This window comes from Armatimonadota bacterium (genome assembly GCA_028871815.1).
Taxonomy (GTDB): domain Bacteria; phylum Armatimonadota; class Chthonomonadetes; order Chthonomonadales; family Chthonomonadaceae; genus REEB205.
In genome coordinates this window covers 318,643-336,255 of sequence record JAGWMJ010000002.1, presented here as the reverse complement: position 1 = coordinate 336,255, position 17,613 = coordinate 318,643, and the positions used below count along the sequence as shown (strand labels likewise).

The window sequence follows — 17,613 nt, the reverse complement described above, 5'->3', positions numbered from 1 at the left end:
CCGGCTTCTGGCGACGATGGAGGATGAATGACCACGAGTGGCTTGCTGTTGGGTGTTGATATCGGTGGTACCAAGTGCGCCGTTTCGCTGGCCGAGCCGGATGGAACGATCATCGGCCGCCACGAGGAACCGACAGAGGAAGGTATCCGCTCGCCGGGGCAAACGCTGGCCGCACTTGCAACGGCAGGCAAAGGCCTGCTGAATGCGGCCGGCGCCGGAGCGCGGCCGGCAGGCATTGGCGTTTCGTGCGGAGGGCCGTTGGACGCAGACTCAGGCATCATCATGGCTCCGCCGAACCTACCCTCATGGACGGCAGTACCGGTAAAACGGCTCCTGGAAGAAGCGTTCGATGCTCCGGTGGTGGTAGAACGTGACGCAAACGCCGCCGCCCTGGCCGAGTTTCGGCTTGGCGCCGGTCGGGGCTGCCGGCAGTTGATCTATGTCACCATGGGCACGGGTATCGGAGCCGGCATTATCGTGGATGGCAAGCTGCTGCGCGGCGTGAGCGGCATGGCCGGTGAACTTGGCCATACCACCATCCTCCCGGATGGCCCGCTCTGCCGATGCGGCAAACGCGGCTGTCTGGAGGCGCTGGCTTCGGGACCGGCGATTGCGAGGCTTGCCGTGGATCGACTGGCGTACGGCCGCGGCCGGCTCTTGCTGCAGCGTGCGGGCGGCGTGGCGGCCGCTATTACGGCTCAGCACGTAATTGAGGCGGCGCGGAGCGACGACGCCTTCTCCCAGGACGTCTTGAGCGAAGCGGGTCACTACATGGGCATCGGCCTGGCGAACGCGATTCAGGCGCTCAATCCCGAGCGAATCATCCTGGGCACGATTGCCGTCCACGCCCAGGAACTGATACTCGATCCGATTCGCGCTTCGGTCTTCGCGCACGCCTGGGCGCGCGCGGCCACCGGCTGCGAAATCGTGCCGGCCGGGCTCGGTGATCGAGCGCAGGACATGGCGGCGATCGCGCTGGTCATGGCGCCGCTTTGAAGCGCGGAGAGCAGGCGGGGCAGGTTCCGCGGCAGCCGACCGCGAATACCCGGGTGATGTGCATTTTGAAATGGTATCCCGCCTCAATGCTGCTGCTTTTGGCGGCTGCAGCCATGGCGTGGCCACAACACCCCGGGAAAACCGCCTGGCCCAGGCAGGCGAAACATAGTTCGGCCGGGAGTTCGGTTGGGATCAAGACCGCGGCCGGGCGCCGGCTGGACTATGCCACCGATGTGAAGCCGATTCTGGTCCGCAGCTGCTACGGCTGCCATGCCGATGGTATGCGCCTGGGAGGGCTTTCGCTGGCAACCCGTGCGGGTCTGCTCCACGGTGGAGTCGACGGTGCGGCTGTGGTGCTCGGCCACCCGAACAAGAGCAAGCTGATCCAGCTGGTCTCCGGCCTGGTACCCGGCATGGTGATGCCGGCCCGCGGTCCACGCCTCTCGGTCCACGATATCGGCGTGCTCAAGGTGTGGATCGACGAAGGCGCTCCGTTCGACAAGGCCGGCAGCGGCGCCGACTGGACGCCGCTGCTGTTTCCACGGAACGTGAAGCTGCCACCGGCTGCGCCCGGCTTGACCAACCCAATCGACCGGCTTGTTCGCGCCTACGATATCAGCCACCACATCGCGGCGTCGACTCTGGTGAGCGATCGGGTCTACGCCCGTCGTGTCTGGCTGGACCTCATCGGGCTGCTGCCGCCGCCGGCAGCGCTGAAGGCGTTTCTCCGCAGCCGCGTTCCCGATAAGCGAGCGATGCTGGTTCAAAGCCTGCTGAGTGACAACGCAGATTACGCCACGCACTGGATCAGCTTCTGGAACGACATGCTGCGGAACGACTACACCGGTACGGGTTACATCGATGGCGGACGGACGCAGATTACGGGCTGGCTCTACGATGCGCTGGCCGGCAACATGCCGTACAACCAGTTTGTAGCGCAGCTGGTCAATCCGATACCGGCCAGCAGTGGATTTATCAAGGGCATTGAGTGGCGCGGCGTGGTTAATGCCAGTCAAACGCCGCAGATGCAGGCGGCACAGAACATCGCGCAAGTGTTTCTGGGCGTAAACCTCAAGTGCGCGTCGTGCCACGACAGTTTCATCAGTACCTGGAAGCTCACCGATTCGTACGGTATGGCCGGTATCTACGCCGATGGACCACTGGAGATGTACCGGTGCGACAGACCGCTGGGCGTGGTGGCGCCCGTCCGGTTCATGTATCCGCAGCTCGGGTCTATCGATGCGCATGCTTCCAAAGCGGAGCGTATGCGGCAGCTAGCCGCGATCATCACGTCGCCGCGTGATGGCAGACTGACGCGGACCTTTGTGAATCGCATCTGGGGCCGCCTGATGGGCCGGGCGCTGGTGGAACCACAGGACGATATGGATCAGCAGCCGTGGGACGCGGACCTCCTCGACTGGCTCGCCACCGACTTTGCCGCGCATGGCTACAACGTGCGGCGCCTGCTCACCCAGATTGCCACTTCAAGGGCGTATGCCTCGGCATCGGTCGGAGGCGCGCCGGATGTATCGCCGGCATACGTGTTCCACGGGCCGCAGGTGAAGCGGATGACGGCGGAGCAGTTTGTAGATGGCGTCTCCACCATCACGGGGGTCTGGTCCAGTCCGGCAGACGCTCCATTCGCCATACAGGGCGGTGCGCCGGTTTTGCCGGCCGGCGCGCGGCTGGCCTATGCCTCGCCCGTACTGCGTTCCGGCTCGGTCGCCATCCGTGTGCCGTTGACCGGCGCCGCCACAGTGGCGCTGATCGCGACCGCAACCGGACCGACCGTAACAGACGACTGGGCCGACTGGGTAGAACCGACCGTGGAGACGACCGCCGGGTCGGTGCCGCTCACCAGCCTGCGATGGAGTTACGCCAGCTCCGGCTATGGAGAGGCGCATACCGGGTCAAACATCGTCAATGGTCCGCTAAACCTGGGCGGAAAAACCTGGACGAACGGAATCGGAACGCATGCGGATTCGATCATTCTTTATAGGCTGCCGGCGCATGCAACCGAGCTTCTGGTAACCGCTGGGCCGGATGCAGCAGGCGTTGCGCAAGGCAAGGGCGTAACGGCCATACGGCTGTTCATTGCGGTTGGAGGCTCGCGCTTGAGCGGCGTTCGCGCTGCGCTTGCCGCCGCAGACCCACTGACGACGGCCCTGGGCAGGCCAAATCGCGACCAGGTGGTCACCGCACGGGCGGCCGATGCGAGTACCCTTCAGGCGATGGAGTTGACCAACGGCGAAACGCTGAATGGGATGATAGAGCAGGGAGCGCGGCGCATGATGGCCGCTTACCCAAACCCCCACGACCTGGTGAACCGGTTATGGGAGGTGGCGCTTGGCCGTCGGCCAACCGCCCGGGAAGGCGCTGCTGCGCTGGGAATGACGGGCAACCCGGCTTCGCCCGCTGGCGTACAGGATCTGTTATGGGCGGTGATGATGCTGCCCGAGTTTCAACTGGAGTATTGAGAAATGTCGAAGCAGGCTGAGTATTCGCGCAGGGATTTCCTGAAGACGGCATCGGCCGCAACGCTCGGCGCCCTGTCTGCCGGCGCTCCGGAAGTGTGTGCACACGCTGCCGCGCCCCCGGTCATCAAGCCGACGGCGGATGCGGTCATACTGCTCTGGATGGCCGGAGGAATGGCGCACACCGAGACGTTCGACCCGAAGCGATACACACCGTACACCCCCGGCATGTCGTCGCAGGGGATCCTCAGTACATTTCCATCCAGCCCGACCGTAGTGGACGGACTGCACTTTTCAAAGGGGCTGGAGCAGATCGGCTCCGTGATGGATCGTGGTGTGGCGATGCGCTCGTACGTGGCCGGCGATCTGGGCTTCATCCTGCACTCTCGCCACCAGTACCAGTGGCACACCGGTTATGCTCCGCCGCAAACCGTGGCCGCGCCTCACATCGGGGCGGTAGTAGCGCGCGCGCTTGGACCAAAGAACGACGCGGTTCCGGCATTTGTTGATATTGGCCAGCGGTTTGACGTCGGCGAAGGCGAAGAGCTGAAAGCGTTCCATACTGCCGGTTTCCTCGGCAGCGAGTACGGTCCGTTCATTATTCCACTGCCGGATGCCGCTATGGGGGCCGTACGCCCGCCGCAAGGAATGAGCCCGTCGCGGTTTGCAAACCGCGAGCGGTTTTACAGGCAGCTGGTGGCCGACAGTCCGATCACCATGCATGGCAGCGACTTTCAGAAAGAGTCGATGCTGCGCTCGATGGACAGCGCCTACCGGCTGCTCCACTCACCGGCGGCAAAGGCGTTTGATTTGAGCCTTGAGCCGGCCGCGTCGTTTGCGAAGTACGACACCGGCCGCTTCGGGCACGGCTGCCTGCTTGCTCGCCGCCTGCTGGAAGCGGGCGCAAGATTCATAGAAGTTACAACCGAGTACATACCGTTCAAGTACTGGGATACTCACGACAACGGCAACACCCGTACGGCCGTGCTGAAGCAGCAGATCGACTCGCCGGTAGCGCAGTTGATTCGTGATTTGCATGAGCGTGGCCTGCTCGATCGCACGCTGGTTGTTGTGGCCAGTGAGTTCAGCAGGGATATGCTGTGCGAAGGCAAGCCCGACAATAGAGTGAAAGATCAGGTGGTAGTGCCGCCGTTCATCCACGAAACCAAATACTACGGTATGCACCGGCACTTTACGGCCGCCGGATCGGTGCTGCTGTTCGGGGGCGGCGTTCGCGCCGGCTCAATCTACGGCGCCACCAACGACGAGCGTCCATGCGTTGCGGTCGACAAGCCGTTCCAGATTCCCGACCTGCAGGCAACCATCTACCACACTCTGGGCATAGCGCCCACAACCGCCTATACCATTGAAAAGCGACCGTTCTTCATCACCAAGGATGGGACCGGCAAGCCGATCATGGAGGTGCTTGCCCAGGTTTAGGCGCCGGTTTCGGCAGACCCCACCAGCAGAATATCCACGCCCTGGAGGTCCCGTGCGACTCTGGCGGCAACCGTTCCGTGTGCACGCAGTGTAAAGCGTTGAGGCTCGGGTTGGCCGAGAACCACCTGCGTAATCTGGTGCTCTCGCGCATAACGGACAATTTCGGCGGCCACATCACCGTACAGGGTCACCACCGGCACGTTGAGCCTGTCGGCCAAAGCGAAATCGCTCTTCAGTATCTCCAGCTGGCGTGTCGAGGGCTGGGTACGCTCAACGAAAACCGCCGTGATCTCGCCGTGCAGCCGCTGCGCGATCTTCCAGCCCCGCCGCAGCAGCCGCAGCGAGGGTCGATCGGGATCGATACAGACCAGGACGCGGTCGTGCGTCGCCCAGGTTTCCGTGAGGTTCCTGGCGTGTCGCCACGCCTCCACCTCATCATCCACCTCGTGTGCAACCTCGCGGAGCGCAATTTCGCGCAGTGCGTTCAGGTTTCCCTCGCGGAACCAGTTATTCAGCGCGTTATGCACCCTGTCGCCGGCGTAGATGTCACCTCGCTCCAGCCGGTGAATTAGCGCTCGTGGGGTGATGTCCACCAATTTGATCTCGGTGGCCTGGCGCACCACGTCGTCGGGCACGGTTTCCCGAACACGGATGCCCGTTATATCAAAAACCGTGTCATTCAAACTCTCCAGGTGTTGAACGTTCAACGTGGTCGCCACATTGATGCCCGCCTGCAGCAGCGCTCCCACGTCCTGCCAGCGCTTTTCGCGCAGGCTGCCCGGTGCATTTGTGTGCGCCAACTCGTCTACCAGCGCCCATTGTGGACGGCGCTGCAGCAGCGCTAAGGCATCCATTTCTTCAAACGTTGCGCCCCGGTATTCTATGCGACGCCTGGGCACGGTTTCCAGGTCGCCGATCTGCGCCGCAGTTCCGGCGCGGGCGTGCGTCTCGACGAAGCCGATCACCACGTCCTGTCCACGCTGAACCCGCCGGTTGGCTTCATTCAGCATCTCAAAGGTTTTGCCAACCCCGGCCGCAAAGCCCAGAAACACCTTCAAGCGACCGCGCGAGCGGCCGGCTCCGGATTCCATCGGGGACCGTTTTTCGCCGTCTGTTTCGCCGGTTGGCCCTGACGGCCCGTTCATGGCGCCAGTACTGCGTCAACAAAGCGCCGCAAGCCGGAGCTAAGCTCCTCCACGCGGAGCCGGCCGCCGACCGGTGGCTCGGCATGCTGCCAGATGTAGTTGGCCAACGCCTCCTCGCACAGCGCCTGCCAGAATCGATCGCCACCAGGCAGCGTCTCGCGATCGGTACGGGCCTTGACCAACTCGATCAAATACGACGGCAGCACCACCAGACACCCGGCATCGACGCCATCCGGGGAGCGTACCTGAAACTGCTGCCGGTAGCCGGTGGTATCGTGCCGTGAAGTGGAGGGGTCGAACTGGATACGGAAGCCGTTGATCGTGGTTGAGCCAAAGGTCACTCCGCCGCCGCCCGGCTGCGGTGAGCTGGTAAGGGCGGCCGAAACGGCACTCTGCAGGGTTTCGTTGGTGAACGGTTTGCGGACAAAGTCGGTTGCTCCGGCCTTCATGGCATCCACGGCGAGATCGATGGTGCCGAACGCCGTAGCCATGATCACGCGCGCGGCGGGATTGCGGCGCCGCATTTCGCGCAGTACCTCCAGCCCATTCATGCCCGGCATCCGCTGATCCAGGAGGACCAGATCGACGCCGGAACCATCTCCAAACCGCTTGAGACCTTCGTCTCCGTCCGCCGCGGTCTCTACCATGTGGCCGGCGTGGATCAGGGCCAGCCGGACCATCGTCCGGATGTTGGTCTCGTCATCAACCAGCAGTATACGGGCCATCATTCACTCCCTTCGTCTCGGCAACCGGCAGTGTGAAGCTGAACACCGAGCCTTCACCAGGCGTGCTGGTGGCGCTGATTTCTCCGTGATGCGCGCGGACGATCATCCGTGCGATGGAGAGCCCCAAGCCCGTGCCACCGCGTGTGGCGCCGGGAACCTGCACAAACCGCTCGAAGATGCGCGCCAGGTATTCCGGTGGTATCCCCGCGCCGGTGTCGCGAACCTCAAACCTGACGCAGCCGGGCTGGGTGACCGCGGTTACCTCCACGCGCCCACTCGCCGGGGTATGCCTCAGGGCATTGGTAAGCAGATTCACCAGCACGCGCTCGGCCTGCTCGGGATCGGCTCGTACCATCGGGAGATCGTCCGGCACGGCGGTCAGCAGGGGCACGCCGCAACCAGCTCGCTCGGCACCCAGGGCAGCAATTGCCGCGGATACCAGCGCTGCCGGTTTCGTGATCTCGAACCGTGGCGGCGTCACACCCGCTTCAAGACGCGTCATCTCCAGCAGTTCACGCATCATCCGATCCAGGCGCTCAACGTCGTCCCGTTGAACGCGCACCAGCTCAGCCTGCTCCGGCGTCAACCGGCCGACCGCTCCCGCCTCCATGAGCTGAACCGAGAGCAGCAGGCTGGTCACCGGCGTTCGCAGCTCGTGCGACGCCACGGCAATGAACTCGGTCTTCAATCTATCCAGTTCGCGGAGGTGTGTGATATCCTCGAGTACGGCCGCGGCGCCCAGAATGCCCCCCTCCTCATCGCGCATTGGGCTCACGCGGAGGCGGTACGTGCGCGTGGCCTCACCGGCTCGGAAAGTGACCAATCCGGCTTCATCCTCGGCCGCCGTAACGTGCTCCTGGTGAATCGCACGAGCGATAGCCTCAGAGATCCGAGGATCGCCGAGCGCGCGGGCCGGCTCCTGGGTCTTGAGCGCATCCGCTGAGCCAAACAGGCCCTCCGCCGCGGGATTCAGGTAGACGATCTGCGCCTCGGAATCGGTAACCAGCACCGGGTCGTACAGGCTCTCAAGCGCCGCGTCCGACATGCGCTCGGCTCGCCGCAGGCGCTCGCCTTCCAGCTTCCGGGCTTGCCGCAGCCGTTCCGCCATGTGGTTGAAAGACTCCGCGAGCGCGCCGATTTCATCGGTCCGCTGCAGTTCGATTCGCTGGTTCAGCCGGCCCGCGCCGATCTCCTCGGCCTGCAGCGCCAGCGAGCGCAATGGCGCCAGCGAGGCGCGCACCGTTACCGCTGCCAGGCAGAGCGCCAGGGTGAACGCGGCCAGCGTCACGGCTACGGCGGTAAGCGATACGCTTCGCGCATCACGCTTCGCCCGTTCGTCGGCGCGCACAATCGCGGCTTGATTCAGATCCAGTACATCCTGTGCCCTCTGCGTCAAACGGACAAACCCCGGCTCAAGCCGCGAGAAGTAGATGGCCCGAGCGGTCACTGCCGGCAGCGGCGGCGCCGCGTAAAGAAAGGCGGCAAGTTCGCGGTGGTAGGTGGCGAACTGCCTCTGGATGTCATCGGCCATCTGCTGCTCGCCAGGCTCCGTGATGTTATGCGCCTCGACCTGATATGCCGCTTCGAACCGGGCAGCGTACGTCTGAAACTGCAGGCGCGCCTGCGCCGGCTGCCCTGCAAGAAGAAAGGTTGCGGCGCTGTCCTGCCGCTCGAGTGCCTGTTTCATATCCTGCGCGGCGACCACCGACTTGTAGTTGTTGCGCAGAATGCGGTCGATGGACCTCCCGAGCCGGAAGAAGTTGACGACCGCGCCCGTCATAACCACGCCCATAATGGCCACAAGCACGAGATGACTGGTGAGGAGCCGCGTTCGGAGGTTGCGCATGATGTTTGCCCGATTTACCCGCCACGGTGGCCGGCGCGATCCAGCCGCAGATTCATCTCCAGTACATTCACCCGCGGCTCACCTAGAAAACCGAGGGTGCGGCCGCTGCTGCAGGCAGCGATGATCGAGCGTACCTCGCCCAGCGGCAGCCGACGCGCCTGCGCTACGCGCGCGGCCTGAAGGTTGGCGTTGGCAGGGCTGATGTCGGGATCCAGTCCGCTGGCCGATCGCGTAACGGCATCGGCCGGAATCGGTACGTTCGGCGCGAGGCCATTTTCACGCCGATATGCAGCCGCGAGATCGGCCACACCGGCAAAACTATCCGATCGATTCGCGCTGGAATGGACGCCGTTGATCAGCTTTGCACTGGTGGGTCCAAGGTTGGATCCTCCCGAGTCGGTGGCATCATAACCGGCGCCGGCAGAGGATGGCCGGGGATGGAAATAACCTGGCAAGTCGAACTGCTGGCCGATGAGCCGCGAGCCGATGACGGTACCGCCGCGCCGGATGAGGCTTCCGTTTGCCTGCCACCGAAAGAGCGCCTGCGCTGCGAGCGTGATCGCCAGCGGAAAGAGCAGGCCCGCGAAAACGGTGAAGAGCACCACCGACATAACGGCTGGTCGGATCTGTTTGAGCATTTTGGGTCTCCTCTCGCAGTTGGGACACTCGGCCGAAGGCGCTAGGCCAGGCGGAGGTGGGTCAGCAGCCAGTCCAACGCCATGATGCAGGGAAACGGCAGGAGTATGCCGGCGAGGCCGAACTTGAGCATGTTTCGGCGCAGAACCGCTGCAGCGCTCATTGGCCGGTACGCAACGCCGCGCAGCGCCATCGGAATGAGCGCGATGATAATGACCGCATTGAAGATGACGCACGCAAGTATGGCGGACTCCGGCGTCGATTGTGGGTTGGAAAGCTTCAGGAAGCTGAGAGCCGCAAGCGCGGGCCACGTTCTGGCGAACATGGCCGGAATGATGGCGAAGTATTTGCTCACATCATTCGCTATGCTGAATGTAGTGAGCGCGCCGCGCGTGATCAGCAGCTGCTTTCCGATCTCCACCACTTCAATCAGCTTGGTTGGGTTACTGTCGAGATCGACCATGTTTCCGGCTTCCCGCGCAGCTTGGGTTCCGGTGTTCATCGCGACCCCGACGTCCGCCTGCGCCAGCGCCGGTGCGTCGTTGGTCCCGTCACCGGTCATCGCGACCAGCTTGCCACCAGCCTGCTCGCGCCGTATCAGCGCCATCTTCTGTTCCGGCGTTGCCTCAGCCAGAAAATCGTCCACTCCGGCTTCGTCCGCAATTGCCTGGGCAGTCAGCGGATTGTCGCCGGTGATCATCACGGTTTTGATGCCCATTCGTCGCAGCGCGGCAAAGCGTTCCCGCATGCCGCCTTTCACAACATCCTTGAGGTGGATCACTCCCAGGATGCGCTGGTCGCGCGCGACGGCAAGCGGTGTGCCGCCCATTTGCGAAATGCGGTTTGCGATGGCATCCAGTTCGGTCGGTAGGTCGGACGCAGGTTCTCCTGCGAAGGCCTTGATACTGGCGGCCGCGCCCTTTCGTACGCGGTGGCCGCCGATATTCACACCGCTCATCCTGGTTTGGGCTGTAAACCGTACAAACTCCACGTCGTCGCTGAGTTCGCGCTCCCGGAGGCCGTACTGCTCCTTTGCCAGCACCACAATGCTGCGCCCTTCCGGCGTCTCATCGGCTAGCGATGCGAGCTGCGCAGCGTCCGCCAACTCCGCCTCGTCCACTCCTGCAAGTGGGATCAATGCCACGGCCTGCCGGTTACCGAGAGTGATGGTTCCGGTCTTATCCAGCAGCAGCGTCGTGACGTCGCCGGCTGCTTCCACAGCCTTGCCGGAAGTGGCCAGGACGTTGTGCTGCATCACGCGGTCCATGCCCGCGATACCGATCGCCGACAACAGGCCGCCGATGGTGGTGGGGATGAGACAAACCAACAGCGCGACCAGCACGGTAACGGACGGCGCCGTACCGGCCCGGGCGGCGCGGACGCTGTACTCAGCAAACGGCAGCAGGGTGATCACCGCCAGCATGAAGACGATCGTCAGTCCGGCGAGCAGGATGGAGAGCGCTATCTCGTTGGGTGTTTTCTGCCGGCTGGCGCCCTCGACCAGCGCAATCATCCTGTCGATGAACGTGCTGCCCGGGTTGGAGGTGATTTTGATGACGATGCGATCTGAGAGCACCCGCGTGCCTCCGGTTACGGCGCTGCGGTCGCCTCCGCTCTCGCGAATCACCGGCGCCGACTCACCGGTGATAGCCGACTCGTCTACGCTGGCGATGCCTTCAACAACTTCGCCGTCACCGGGTATCACGTCGCCCGCCTCGCACACCACCAGGTCTCCCTTGCGCAGGTCGCTGGCCGGGGCTGCGAGTTCGCTTCCGTTCACCAGTTTGCGGGCCGTCGTTTCGGTACGGGTCCGGCGCAAAGAGTCGGCCTGTGCCTTTCCGCGTCCCTCCGCCATCGCCTCAGCAAAGTTGGCGAAGAGAACCGTGAACCAGAGCCACAACGTAATCTGACCGGTGAACAGGGCGTCCGGATTCCTGCTGAACAGGTCGTACAGCCAGTACGAGGCTGTCAGTGCGCTCCCGACCTCTACAACCATCATTACCGGGTTTTTGGCCACGGCACGGGGATCGAGCTTACGTATGGCGTCGCCAACGGCGCGCCGAACGATTTCGGGATCGAGCAGAGATCGCGGCGCGTGGTGCGGCCGTGGCGGAATGCCCTGGCCGGGCTGCTCAATCCGCTCCGGAATACCTGGTTCAGCTGCGGGCAATTCCGTCTCCCTTCGCTTCCCTACCACAGTCGTCCGCCGGTCATCTGGAGATGCTCAACGATCGGGCCAAGCGCCACGGCGGGGAAAAACGTCAATGCTCCGACGAGCACCACCACGCCAACCAACAGCGCCACAAATGTCAGGCTGTCGGTTGGAAATGTTCCTGCGGTTGCGGGCACCCGCGTTTTGCGAGCCAGGCTGCCTGCGATCGCAAGCAGCGGAATGATCATCAGGAACCTGCCGATCAGCGCGGCCAGCGCGATGGTGCCGTTGTACCAGGGCGTGTTCGCCGTAAGGCCGGCAAAGGCGGAGCCATTGTTGCCCGTGGCAGAGGCGTATGCGTACAGGATTTCGGTAAAGCCGTGCGGCCCGGCGTTGGCAGCATTGTTCCAGGTCGCTCCCAGACGCGCACCGCCGCCATCCGCGCGGTTCCACGAGGCAGGAGCACGGCCGGACGCCGCCGGAAGTTTGAGGTTTGCCGAGATGGCTGTAAACCCCAGAATCGACGCGGCCGGAACCAGGACGGCCAGCATAGCCATCTTGACCTCGAACTGCTCGATCTTCTTGCCGATGTACTCGGGCGTGCGGCCCACCATCAGGCCGCCGATAAACACAGCCAGGATGGCAAACATGAGCATGCCGTAGAGGCCGGCGCCAACGCCGCCGAAGATCACCTCGCCGGAGAGGATGTTGGCGAGTAGCACAAGACCGCCGAGCGGCGTGAAGCTGTCGTGCATGGCATTCACCGCGCCACAACTGGCATCTGTGGTTACAACCGCGAAGAGGGCCGAACCGGTTATGCCAAATCGCGTCTCCTTGCCCTCCATGTTTCCTCCCGGCTGCGCGCCGGAGGCCCGCGTCATCACGCCAAGTTTCGCCAGATTCGGATTGCCGGACTGCTCGGCGGCGCAGCAGGCAAAAGCGCCTATCAGGAACAGTACCGACATGGCCGCCAGGATCGCCCAACCCTGCCGGAGCGAACCTGCCATTTTGCCGAACGTGAGCGGCAGACCGGCCGGAATCAGGAAAATGCTGACCAACTGGAGGGCGTTCGTCAGGGGTGTTGGGTTTTCGTACGGGTGCGAGCTGTTGGCGTTGAAGAATCCGCCGCCATTGGTGCCCAGCATTTTGATGGCTTCCTGCGACGCCACCGGCCCTTGCGCGATCACCTGGCGCGCGCCCTGCAGCGTGGTTGCCTGCGTGTAGGGAGACAGGTTTTGCGGTACACCCTGCCACACCAATACGAAAGCGTAGACGGCACATGTCGGCAGAAGCACGTAGATTGACACGCGCACAATATCGGCCCAGAAGTTTCCGATCCCGCCGGCGGCCGATGCCGTTGAGCTGCCTGGAGCCGAGGTTTCGGGCACACCATTTGCAGTTTGCGCGCGACGGCGGCAGATGCCACGAATGAGCGCCAGGGCCACAGCCACGCCTGAGGCGGCCGAGGTCCAGTTATGCACAGCCAGTCCGGCCATGTTGGAGAATTGTGAGACGGATGTCTCCGGAACATACGCCTGCCAGTTTGTATTAGTGGTAAACGATGCGGCTGTGTTGAAGGCAAGGTCCGGCGGCATTTGCGCGGCACCAAGGCGCTGCGGATTGAACGGCAGCAAACCCTGCAGGCGAAGCATCACATAGGTCAGAATCATGCCAACTGCGCTGAAGGCCAGGAGTGCGAACGCGTACTCGTGCCAGACCATGTCGTGGTTGGGATCGACGCCGCATGCGCGATAGACAACCTGTTCAAACCGACCGAGCAGCGGTGAAAGGAGGGTTCGTTCACCGGAGCAGGCGCGGGCCATGTAACTGCCCATTGGGCGCGCGCAGAGCAGCACCACGGCCAGAAACAGGACGATTTGAAAAACGGCATTCACGGTCATTCCGGGGTCCCCCTAAAAGCGTTCCGGACGGAGCAGCGCATAGACCAGCCAGATCATCAGCAGCAGCGCGGCGATCGCCGCCGATATCAGCTCAAGGTCCACAGCGAACTCCTTACAGCCGGTTGCACGCGCCCACGTAGGCGACGCAGATCGCAAAGAAGAGTAGTGTTAGAAGAATGCAGAGCAAATCGGCCATCACATGCCTCCTCAGCCAGGGCCGCGGCGCCCGGCAAACGACAAAAGGCCGCATGATTCGGCGCTGCGCCGGGTTCCTTACCCGGCGCGGCCCCAAACCGTGCGGCCTCCCTGCAGACTGGCCGACTTGCGTCGGCCCCTCTGCATGGCAACCTCTATCCCGTCGGTTCACACCCCGATAACGTGTTGCTCCCGCTCTGCCGACCTAAGCCAGGCGCTTCTCCACATCCTCATCGAGCACATAGACCTCGATGAGTTCGGCCACATCCGTATCGATCTCACCGTAACTGCGAAGCACCGGGCAGCCCACAATGCCGGCGATCTCTGCCTCGATCTCAGCGCGACTGATCACGCGGAGCTCGTGTCTCGCGCTGCGTATCAGCTTTTTTCCCTCCGGCGTTGATGCAAGGCGTGTCTCCGTGGCTGTGAAGACGCCGCTGCAGCGCACCAGCAGCAGATCACGATGCAGATGCACCTCAACCTGCGCGGGACCGCGGCCCTGCTGCTCACGCTGGAACTTCACCACGGCATTGCCGACCTCTGCCTCGATGCTGCCCTTGGTCTGGCGGTTCATTCTTGCGCCTCAAACGCATATAAGCCAGCATCGATGCCGAACGCGCTCGCGCGGTTCCGCAGGATGCTGGCCTACAAATGCACCGGACCGCGGGGCGGCCCCTTGCTCTCGTCAACCAGAAGCTTGTTCGCTAATTATACCAAGTACGTGCACCGAAATCAAGTGGTTGCATAAGTTGGCCCGTGTGCGTTACGTCGGCGGGCCGAATGTGCGCAGGTCGAGCGCCGGCCATGCGGCAAACGCCGGCAAAACGTGGTAGAATGGAATCAAGACGCCCAGTGACAGCCATGCGCAGACAGTGAGCGATCGATCGTGAACGGCGTAACCAACCGGGCGGGCAATTCAGCTCTCTCTCTGACTGAATCCGCGCCTGTTCGGTGCGTTTGTGGTCGCACCTCTGCATTGCGTTTCCCCTCATAGGCTTTTCCGCGTCCGGACGCATCTGCCACGCGCAGGTGACCGCAGATTACTCCCCCGATACCGCGCTCGTTCTTGTAGACGCCGCGCATGACACCGACTCCGAGGTTGTGCGCCTCTCGGCAGTGGGCCGCATCGACATGCGAATCCCGGACCTGCACTTCATGCGTCTGCGGCTGCCATCTTCTATCCATTCCACTTCGGATACTGACAAACCCCCACTCATCCCCCAAAAGGAAAGAAAGCGATGAAGAGGCCCTATCTTGCGGCTGCGATCCTTGCAGCCATGTTGTTCGGCTCGGGATGCGGCGGGAACGGCGGAGGTTCGGGCGCCGTCCAGACGGCGCAGAATATGATGGTGGAATCGACGCCGAGGTCGGTATTCGGTGTGACGTTCCTTCAGGAGGCCGATCATGCCACGTACCGGACCGGCCAGGTGATGCATCTGCGGTTCGTCTACTACCTTGCCCAGTCGCAAGCCGCCAACGCCAGTATTGCCGTTACGTTCGAGAACGGGTTTGATTACCAGCCTGTACGGTGGGTGTTGACAGACACTCGGGGCGGGCAGACGTTGGTACCACCGACTCCGCCGGGAATCGGCGAAGGCGGTCCCGACGGACCGCCAGGTTATTGTCCGCCAGATATTACTTCGTTCCTGATAATTGAGGGCGCTACCCATGGGTTCGAAAACGACGCCACGGCGCCGGCGCCCGGCACCTACACTCTCAGTGCGTGGTCGACGGCAACCTCGACGGATGTGCCGGGGCTGAACCCACCCGCGGCCGCTCTGCAGACCACGCTGTACGCCAATCCGATCACCATTCGCGTACTGCCGTAAGGCGACAGCGGATCGGGGTTCGTCCTGCTGCCATGCGCACGTACCAGACCAAGCCGGTTTGCCGGATTGGTCTGGTACACGCCGGATGACGGCTGACTCGCTACGCTTTTGCGATTAGCGGCCCGACGCGCGTTCAGTCCGGCTGCGCGGCAGCAGCAGACCGGAGCCTGACGTGAAATCCAAACAAACTGTTCGAGCCGCAGAACCGCTTCCGCCCGTTCACGAGGCGTCGTCACGCTGAACACGCTCCAGGAACTCTGCCTCGGTGATGACCTCCACGCCCAAAGAGCGGGCTTTATCGAGTTTCGAGCCGGCCTTTTCGCCGGCCACCACACAACTCGTCTGCTTGCTCACGCTTCCCGAAGCATTGCCGCCGTGCTGCCGAACAATCTCTTCCGCATCCTCGCGCTTCAACTGCTGCAGCGTACCTGTAAAGACAAACGTCTTTCCAGCGAAACGGTTGGATTCCGGCGCGCGCTGCTGGGCTTCCGGTACAACACCGGCCTCCTCCAGCGCCGCGATGAGTTGCTGGTTGTGCGGGTCGTGAAAAAAGTGGCGGATACTGGCGGCCGTTGTGGGGCCAATGTCGGGCACCGCGGCAAGCTGCTCTTCGGAAGCATCTCGCACCGCCTCAAGTGAACCGAACGCCCTCGCCAGCGCCCGGGCGCCGCCTTCTCCCACGTGGCGAATGCCAACAGCAAACAGGAGGCGTTGAAGTGGCCGGCGTTTGCCGGCCTGGATGGCGGCGAGAATACTGGCGGCAAGGCGATCGCCCATCCGTTCCAGCGGACCGAGCTTCTCCAGCGTGAGGCTGTAAATGTCGGCAGCGCTGGCGATTATGCCCCGAGTAACCAGTTGGTCGATGTGTTTGTCGCCCAGGCCCTCAATATCCATCGCGTTGCGCGATACAAAGTGACGGATGCGCTCCCGGATTTGGGCGGGGCAGCTGACATTGATGCAGCGCGAAACCGCTTCGCCGGCCGCTCGCTCCACCTCTCCCCGGCAGACCGGACACTCCTCCGGCATGCGGAACTCCCGCTCGGCGCCGGTTCGCGCGTCGACAACCACCTCCACGACCTCAGGAATCACCTCACCGGCGCGCTGAACCACCACCGTGTCGCCAATCCGCACATCCTTTCGCCGGATCTCGTCCTCGTTGTGCAGGGTCGCCCGCGACACGGTGACGCCGCCAACGTTCACCGGGCGGAGATGCGCGACGGGCGTCAGCGTGCCAAGTCGACCTACCTGGACGGCGATCTCTTCGACCACGGTCCGTGCCTGGTTCGGTGTGTATCCCTTATAGGCGATGGCCCAGCGAGGGCTCCGGCTGGCCGCGCCGAGCTCGGCCTGTACCGCAAACGCATTCACCTTGACGACCACGCCATCGATATCGTAGTTGAGCGACTCTTTCCTTACGGCCCACTCGTCACAGAAAGCCAGAACCTCGTCGATACCGCGGCACAAGCGCACGTTGGGATTGGTTCTGAGGCCCCACTCGCGATAGGTCTCCAGCAGCTGCCACTGCGCATCAAAAGCCATGCCATCCACAGCGCCCAGTGTATACATAAAAGTATTGAGGCGCCGGTGCGCCGTCAGCGCAGGATCCCTTTGCCGCAGGCTGCCGGCCGCGGCGTTGCGCGGGTTGGCGAAGGTTTTTCCGCCGCCCTCTTCCAGCCCGGCGTTGATGCGTGCGAACTCCTCAAACGTGAGGTAGACCTCGCCGCGAACTTCAATGAACTCCGGAGGAGGCACGCTGCTCTCCAGCAGTTGCAGCGGGATCGTGGCGATAGCGCGGGCATTGGCCGTAATCTCTTCGCCCTCCTCACCATTTCCACGCGTTAGGGCGCGAACCAGCTTGCCGTGCTCATAGTGGAGCGATATCGAGGCGCCGTCGATCTTTAACTCGGCCACATACTCAAATGGCGCGTCGCCGGGCATGCCCAGGTAGGTGCGGTTGCGGGCTTCCCACGCGCGCAGCGGAGCCTCGCCAAAGGCGTTATCCAGCGAGAGCATCGGAGCGCGGTGCGCAACGGTGGCGAAGCCGGTTGAAACACCGGCAGCTACCCGCTGTGTTGGTGACTCCGGCACAACCAGTTCGGGGTACTCCGCTTCCAGCTGCTGCAGCTCCGTCATCAGCGCGTCGAATGCCGCATCGGAGACGGAGGGATCATCGAGCACGTAGTACCGGTGGTTGTGCTCGCCGATCAGACGGCGAAGTTCACCAGCGCGCGCCGCGGCGCCGGCCGCAGCAGAGGTCATGCCGCATGGCTCCGA

The 17,613-nt window shown here is 63.3% G+C and carries 13 protein-coding genes; 4 read left to right on the top strand and 9 right to left on the bottom strand.

Annotated features, from left to right (window positions below):
- The first annotated feature begins 27 nt into the window (after window positions 1-27).
- From KGJ62_04345 to KGJ62_04335, 3 genes are all read left to right on the top strand, one after another.
- Window positions 28-996, top strand: a complete 969-nt coding sequence (locus KGJ62_04345) for an ROK family protein (protein MDE2125798.1) — start codon at window positions 28-30, stop codon at window positions 994-996.
- A gap of 65 nt (window positions 997-1,061) precedes the next feature.
- On the top strand, window positions 1,062-3,473 hold the full coding sequence (locus KGJ62_04340; GenBank protein ID MDE2125797.1) for a DUF1549 domain-containing protein: 2,412 nt from the start codon (window positions 1,062-1,064) through the stop codon (window positions 3,471-3,473).
- Window positions 3,474-3,476: 3 nt separating this feature from the next.
- A complete protein-coding gene (locus KGJ62_04335; protein ID MDE2125796.1) occupies window positions 3,477-4,910 on the top strand; it encodes a DUF1501 domain-containing protein in 1,434 nt (477 codons plus the stop codon).
- On the opposite strand, the gene KGJ62_04330 is transcribed toward KGJ62_04335, so the two are convergent.
- The 8 genes from KGJ62_04330 to KGJ62_04295 all read right to left on the bottom strand — a co-directional run bounded on the left by KGJ62_04330 (window position 4,907) and on the right by KGJ62_04295 (window position 14,084).
- Window positions 4,907-6,055, bottom strand: coding sequence for a universal stress protein (locus tag KGJ62_04330; protein MDE2125795.1), 1,149 nt, complete (start codon window positions 6,053-6,055; stop codon window positions 4,907-4,909). The two genes, KGJ62_04335 and KGJ62_04330, sit on opposite strands and share 4 nt — an antisense overlap.
- The gene (locus tag KGJ62_04325; GenBank protein ID MDE2125794.1) at window positions 6,052-6,783 is read right to left on the bottom strand and encodes a response regulator; all 732 of its coding nucleotides are present in this window, start codon (window positions 6,781-6,783) and stop codon (window positions 6,052-6,054) included. Before KGJ62_04325 ends, KGJ62_04330 begins: the two co-directional genes overlap by 4 nt.
- Window positions 6,758-8,626: a HAMP domain-containing protein gene (locus tag KGJ62_04320; GenBank protein MDE2125793.1), complete on the bottom strand. Its 1,869-nt coding sequence runs from the start codon at window positions 8,624-8,626 to the stop codon at window positions 6,758-6,760. Before KGJ62_04320 ends, KGJ62_04325 begins: the two co-directional genes overlap by 26 nt.
- Window positions 8,627-8,640: 14 nt before the next feature.
- On the bottom strand, window positions 8,641-9,264 hold the full coding sequence (gene kdpC, locus KGJ62_04315) for a K(+)-transporting ATPase subunit C (protein ID MDE2125792.1): 624 nt from the start codon (window positions 9,262-9,264) through the stop codon (window positions 8,641-8,643).
- Window positions 9,265-9,305: 41 nt separating this feature from the next.
- Window positions 9,306-11,411 carry a potassium-transporting ATPase subunit KdpB gene (kdpB, locus tag KGJ62_04310; GenBank protein MDE2125791.1) on the bottom strand — a complete coding sequence of 702 codons (2,106 nt, stop codon included), beginning with the start codon at window positions 11,409-11,411 and terminating at the stop codon, window positions 9,306-9,308.
- A 41-nt stretch (window positions 11,412-11,452) separates the two neighbouring features.
- On the bottom strand, window positions 11,453-13,315 hold the full coding sequence (kdpA, locus tag KGJ62_04305; GenBank protein MDE2125790.1) for a potassium-transporting ATPase subunit KdpA: 1,863 nt from the start codon (window positions 13,313-13,315) through the stop codon (window positions 11,453-11,455).
- A gap of 12 nt (window positions 13,316-13,327) precedes the next feature.
- On the bottom strand, window positions 13,328-13,417 hold the full coding sequence (gene kdpF, locus KGJ62_04300; protein ID MDE2125789.1) for a K(+)-transporting ATPase subunit F: 90 nt from the start codon (window positions 13,415-13,417) through the stop codon (window positions 13,328-13,330).
- A 298-nt stretch (window positions 13,418-13,715) separates the two neighbouring features.
- Entirely contained in the window at window positions 13,716-14,084 is a 369-nt protein-coding gene (locus tag KGJ62_04295; GenBank protein ID MDE2125788.1) for a DUF2294 domain-containing protein, read from the bottom strand.
- Window positions 14,085-14,748: 664 nt separating this feature from the next.
- On the opposite strand from KGJ62_04295, the gene KGJ62_04290 reads away from it, so the two are divergent.
- The gene (locus KGJ62_04290) at window positions 14,749-15,339 is read left to right on the top strand and encodes a hypothetical protein (GenBank protein ID MDE2125787.1); all 591 of its coding nucleotides are present in this window, start codon (window positions 14,749-14,751) and stop codon (window positions 15,337-15,339) included.
- 219 nt (window positions 15,340-15,558) lie between these two features.
- Here KGJ62_04290 and ligA read toward each other — a convergent pair whose 3' ends face one another.
- Window positions 15,559-17,598: an NAD-dependent DNA ligase LigA gene (gene ligA / locus KGJ62_04285; GenBank protein MDE2125786.1), complete on the bottom strand. Its 2,040-nt coding sequence runs from the start codon at window positions 17,596-17,598 to the stop codon at window positions 15,559-15,561.
- Between the last annotated feature and the right edge of the window lie 15 nt (window positions 17,599-17,613).

Excerpts from the sequence above, each read along its gene's own strand:
- KGJ62_04345 (MDE2125798.1), top strand. The coding sequence starts at position 28 with ATGACCACGAGTGGCTTGCTGTTGGGTGTTGATATCGGTGGTACCAAG.
- KGJ62_04335 (MDE2125796.1), top strand. The coding sequence starts at position 3,477 with ATGTCGAAGCAGGCTGAGTATTCGCGCAGGGATTTCCTGAAGACGGCA.
- KGJ62_04330 (MDE2125795.1), bottom strand. The coding sequence starts at position 6,055 with ATGAACGGGCCGTCAGGGCCAACCGGCGAAACAGACGGCGAAAAACGG.
- KGJ62_04325 (MDE2125794.1), bottom strand. The coding sequence starts at position 6,783 with ATGATGGCCCGTATACTGCTGGTTGATGACGAGACCAACATCCGGACG.
- KGJ62_04320 (MDE2125793.1), bottom strand. The coding sequence starts at position 8,626 with ATGCGCAACCTCCGAACGCGGCTCCTCACCAGTCATCTCGTGCTTGTG.
- kdpC (MDE2125792.1), bottom strand. The coding sequence starts at position 9,264 with ATGCTCAAACAGATCCGACCAGCCGTTATGTCGGTGGTGCTCTTCACC.
- kdpA (MDE2125790.1), bottom strand. The coding sequence starts at position 13,315 with ATGACCGTGAATGCCGTTTTTCAAATCGTCCTGTTTCTGGCCGTGGTG.
- KGJ62_04295 (MDE2125788.1), bottom strand. The coding sequence starts at position 14,084 with ATGAACCGCCAGACCAAGGGCAGCATCGAGGCAGAGGTCGGCAATGCC.
- KGJ62_04290 (MDE2125787.1), top strand. The coding sequence starts at position 14,749 with ATGAAGAGGCCCTATCTTGCGGCTGCGATCCTTGCAGCCATGTTGTTC.
- ligA (MDE2125786.1), bottom strand. The coding sequence starts at position 17,598 with ATGACCTCTGCTGCGGCCGGCGCCGCGGCGCGCGCTGGTGAACTTCGC.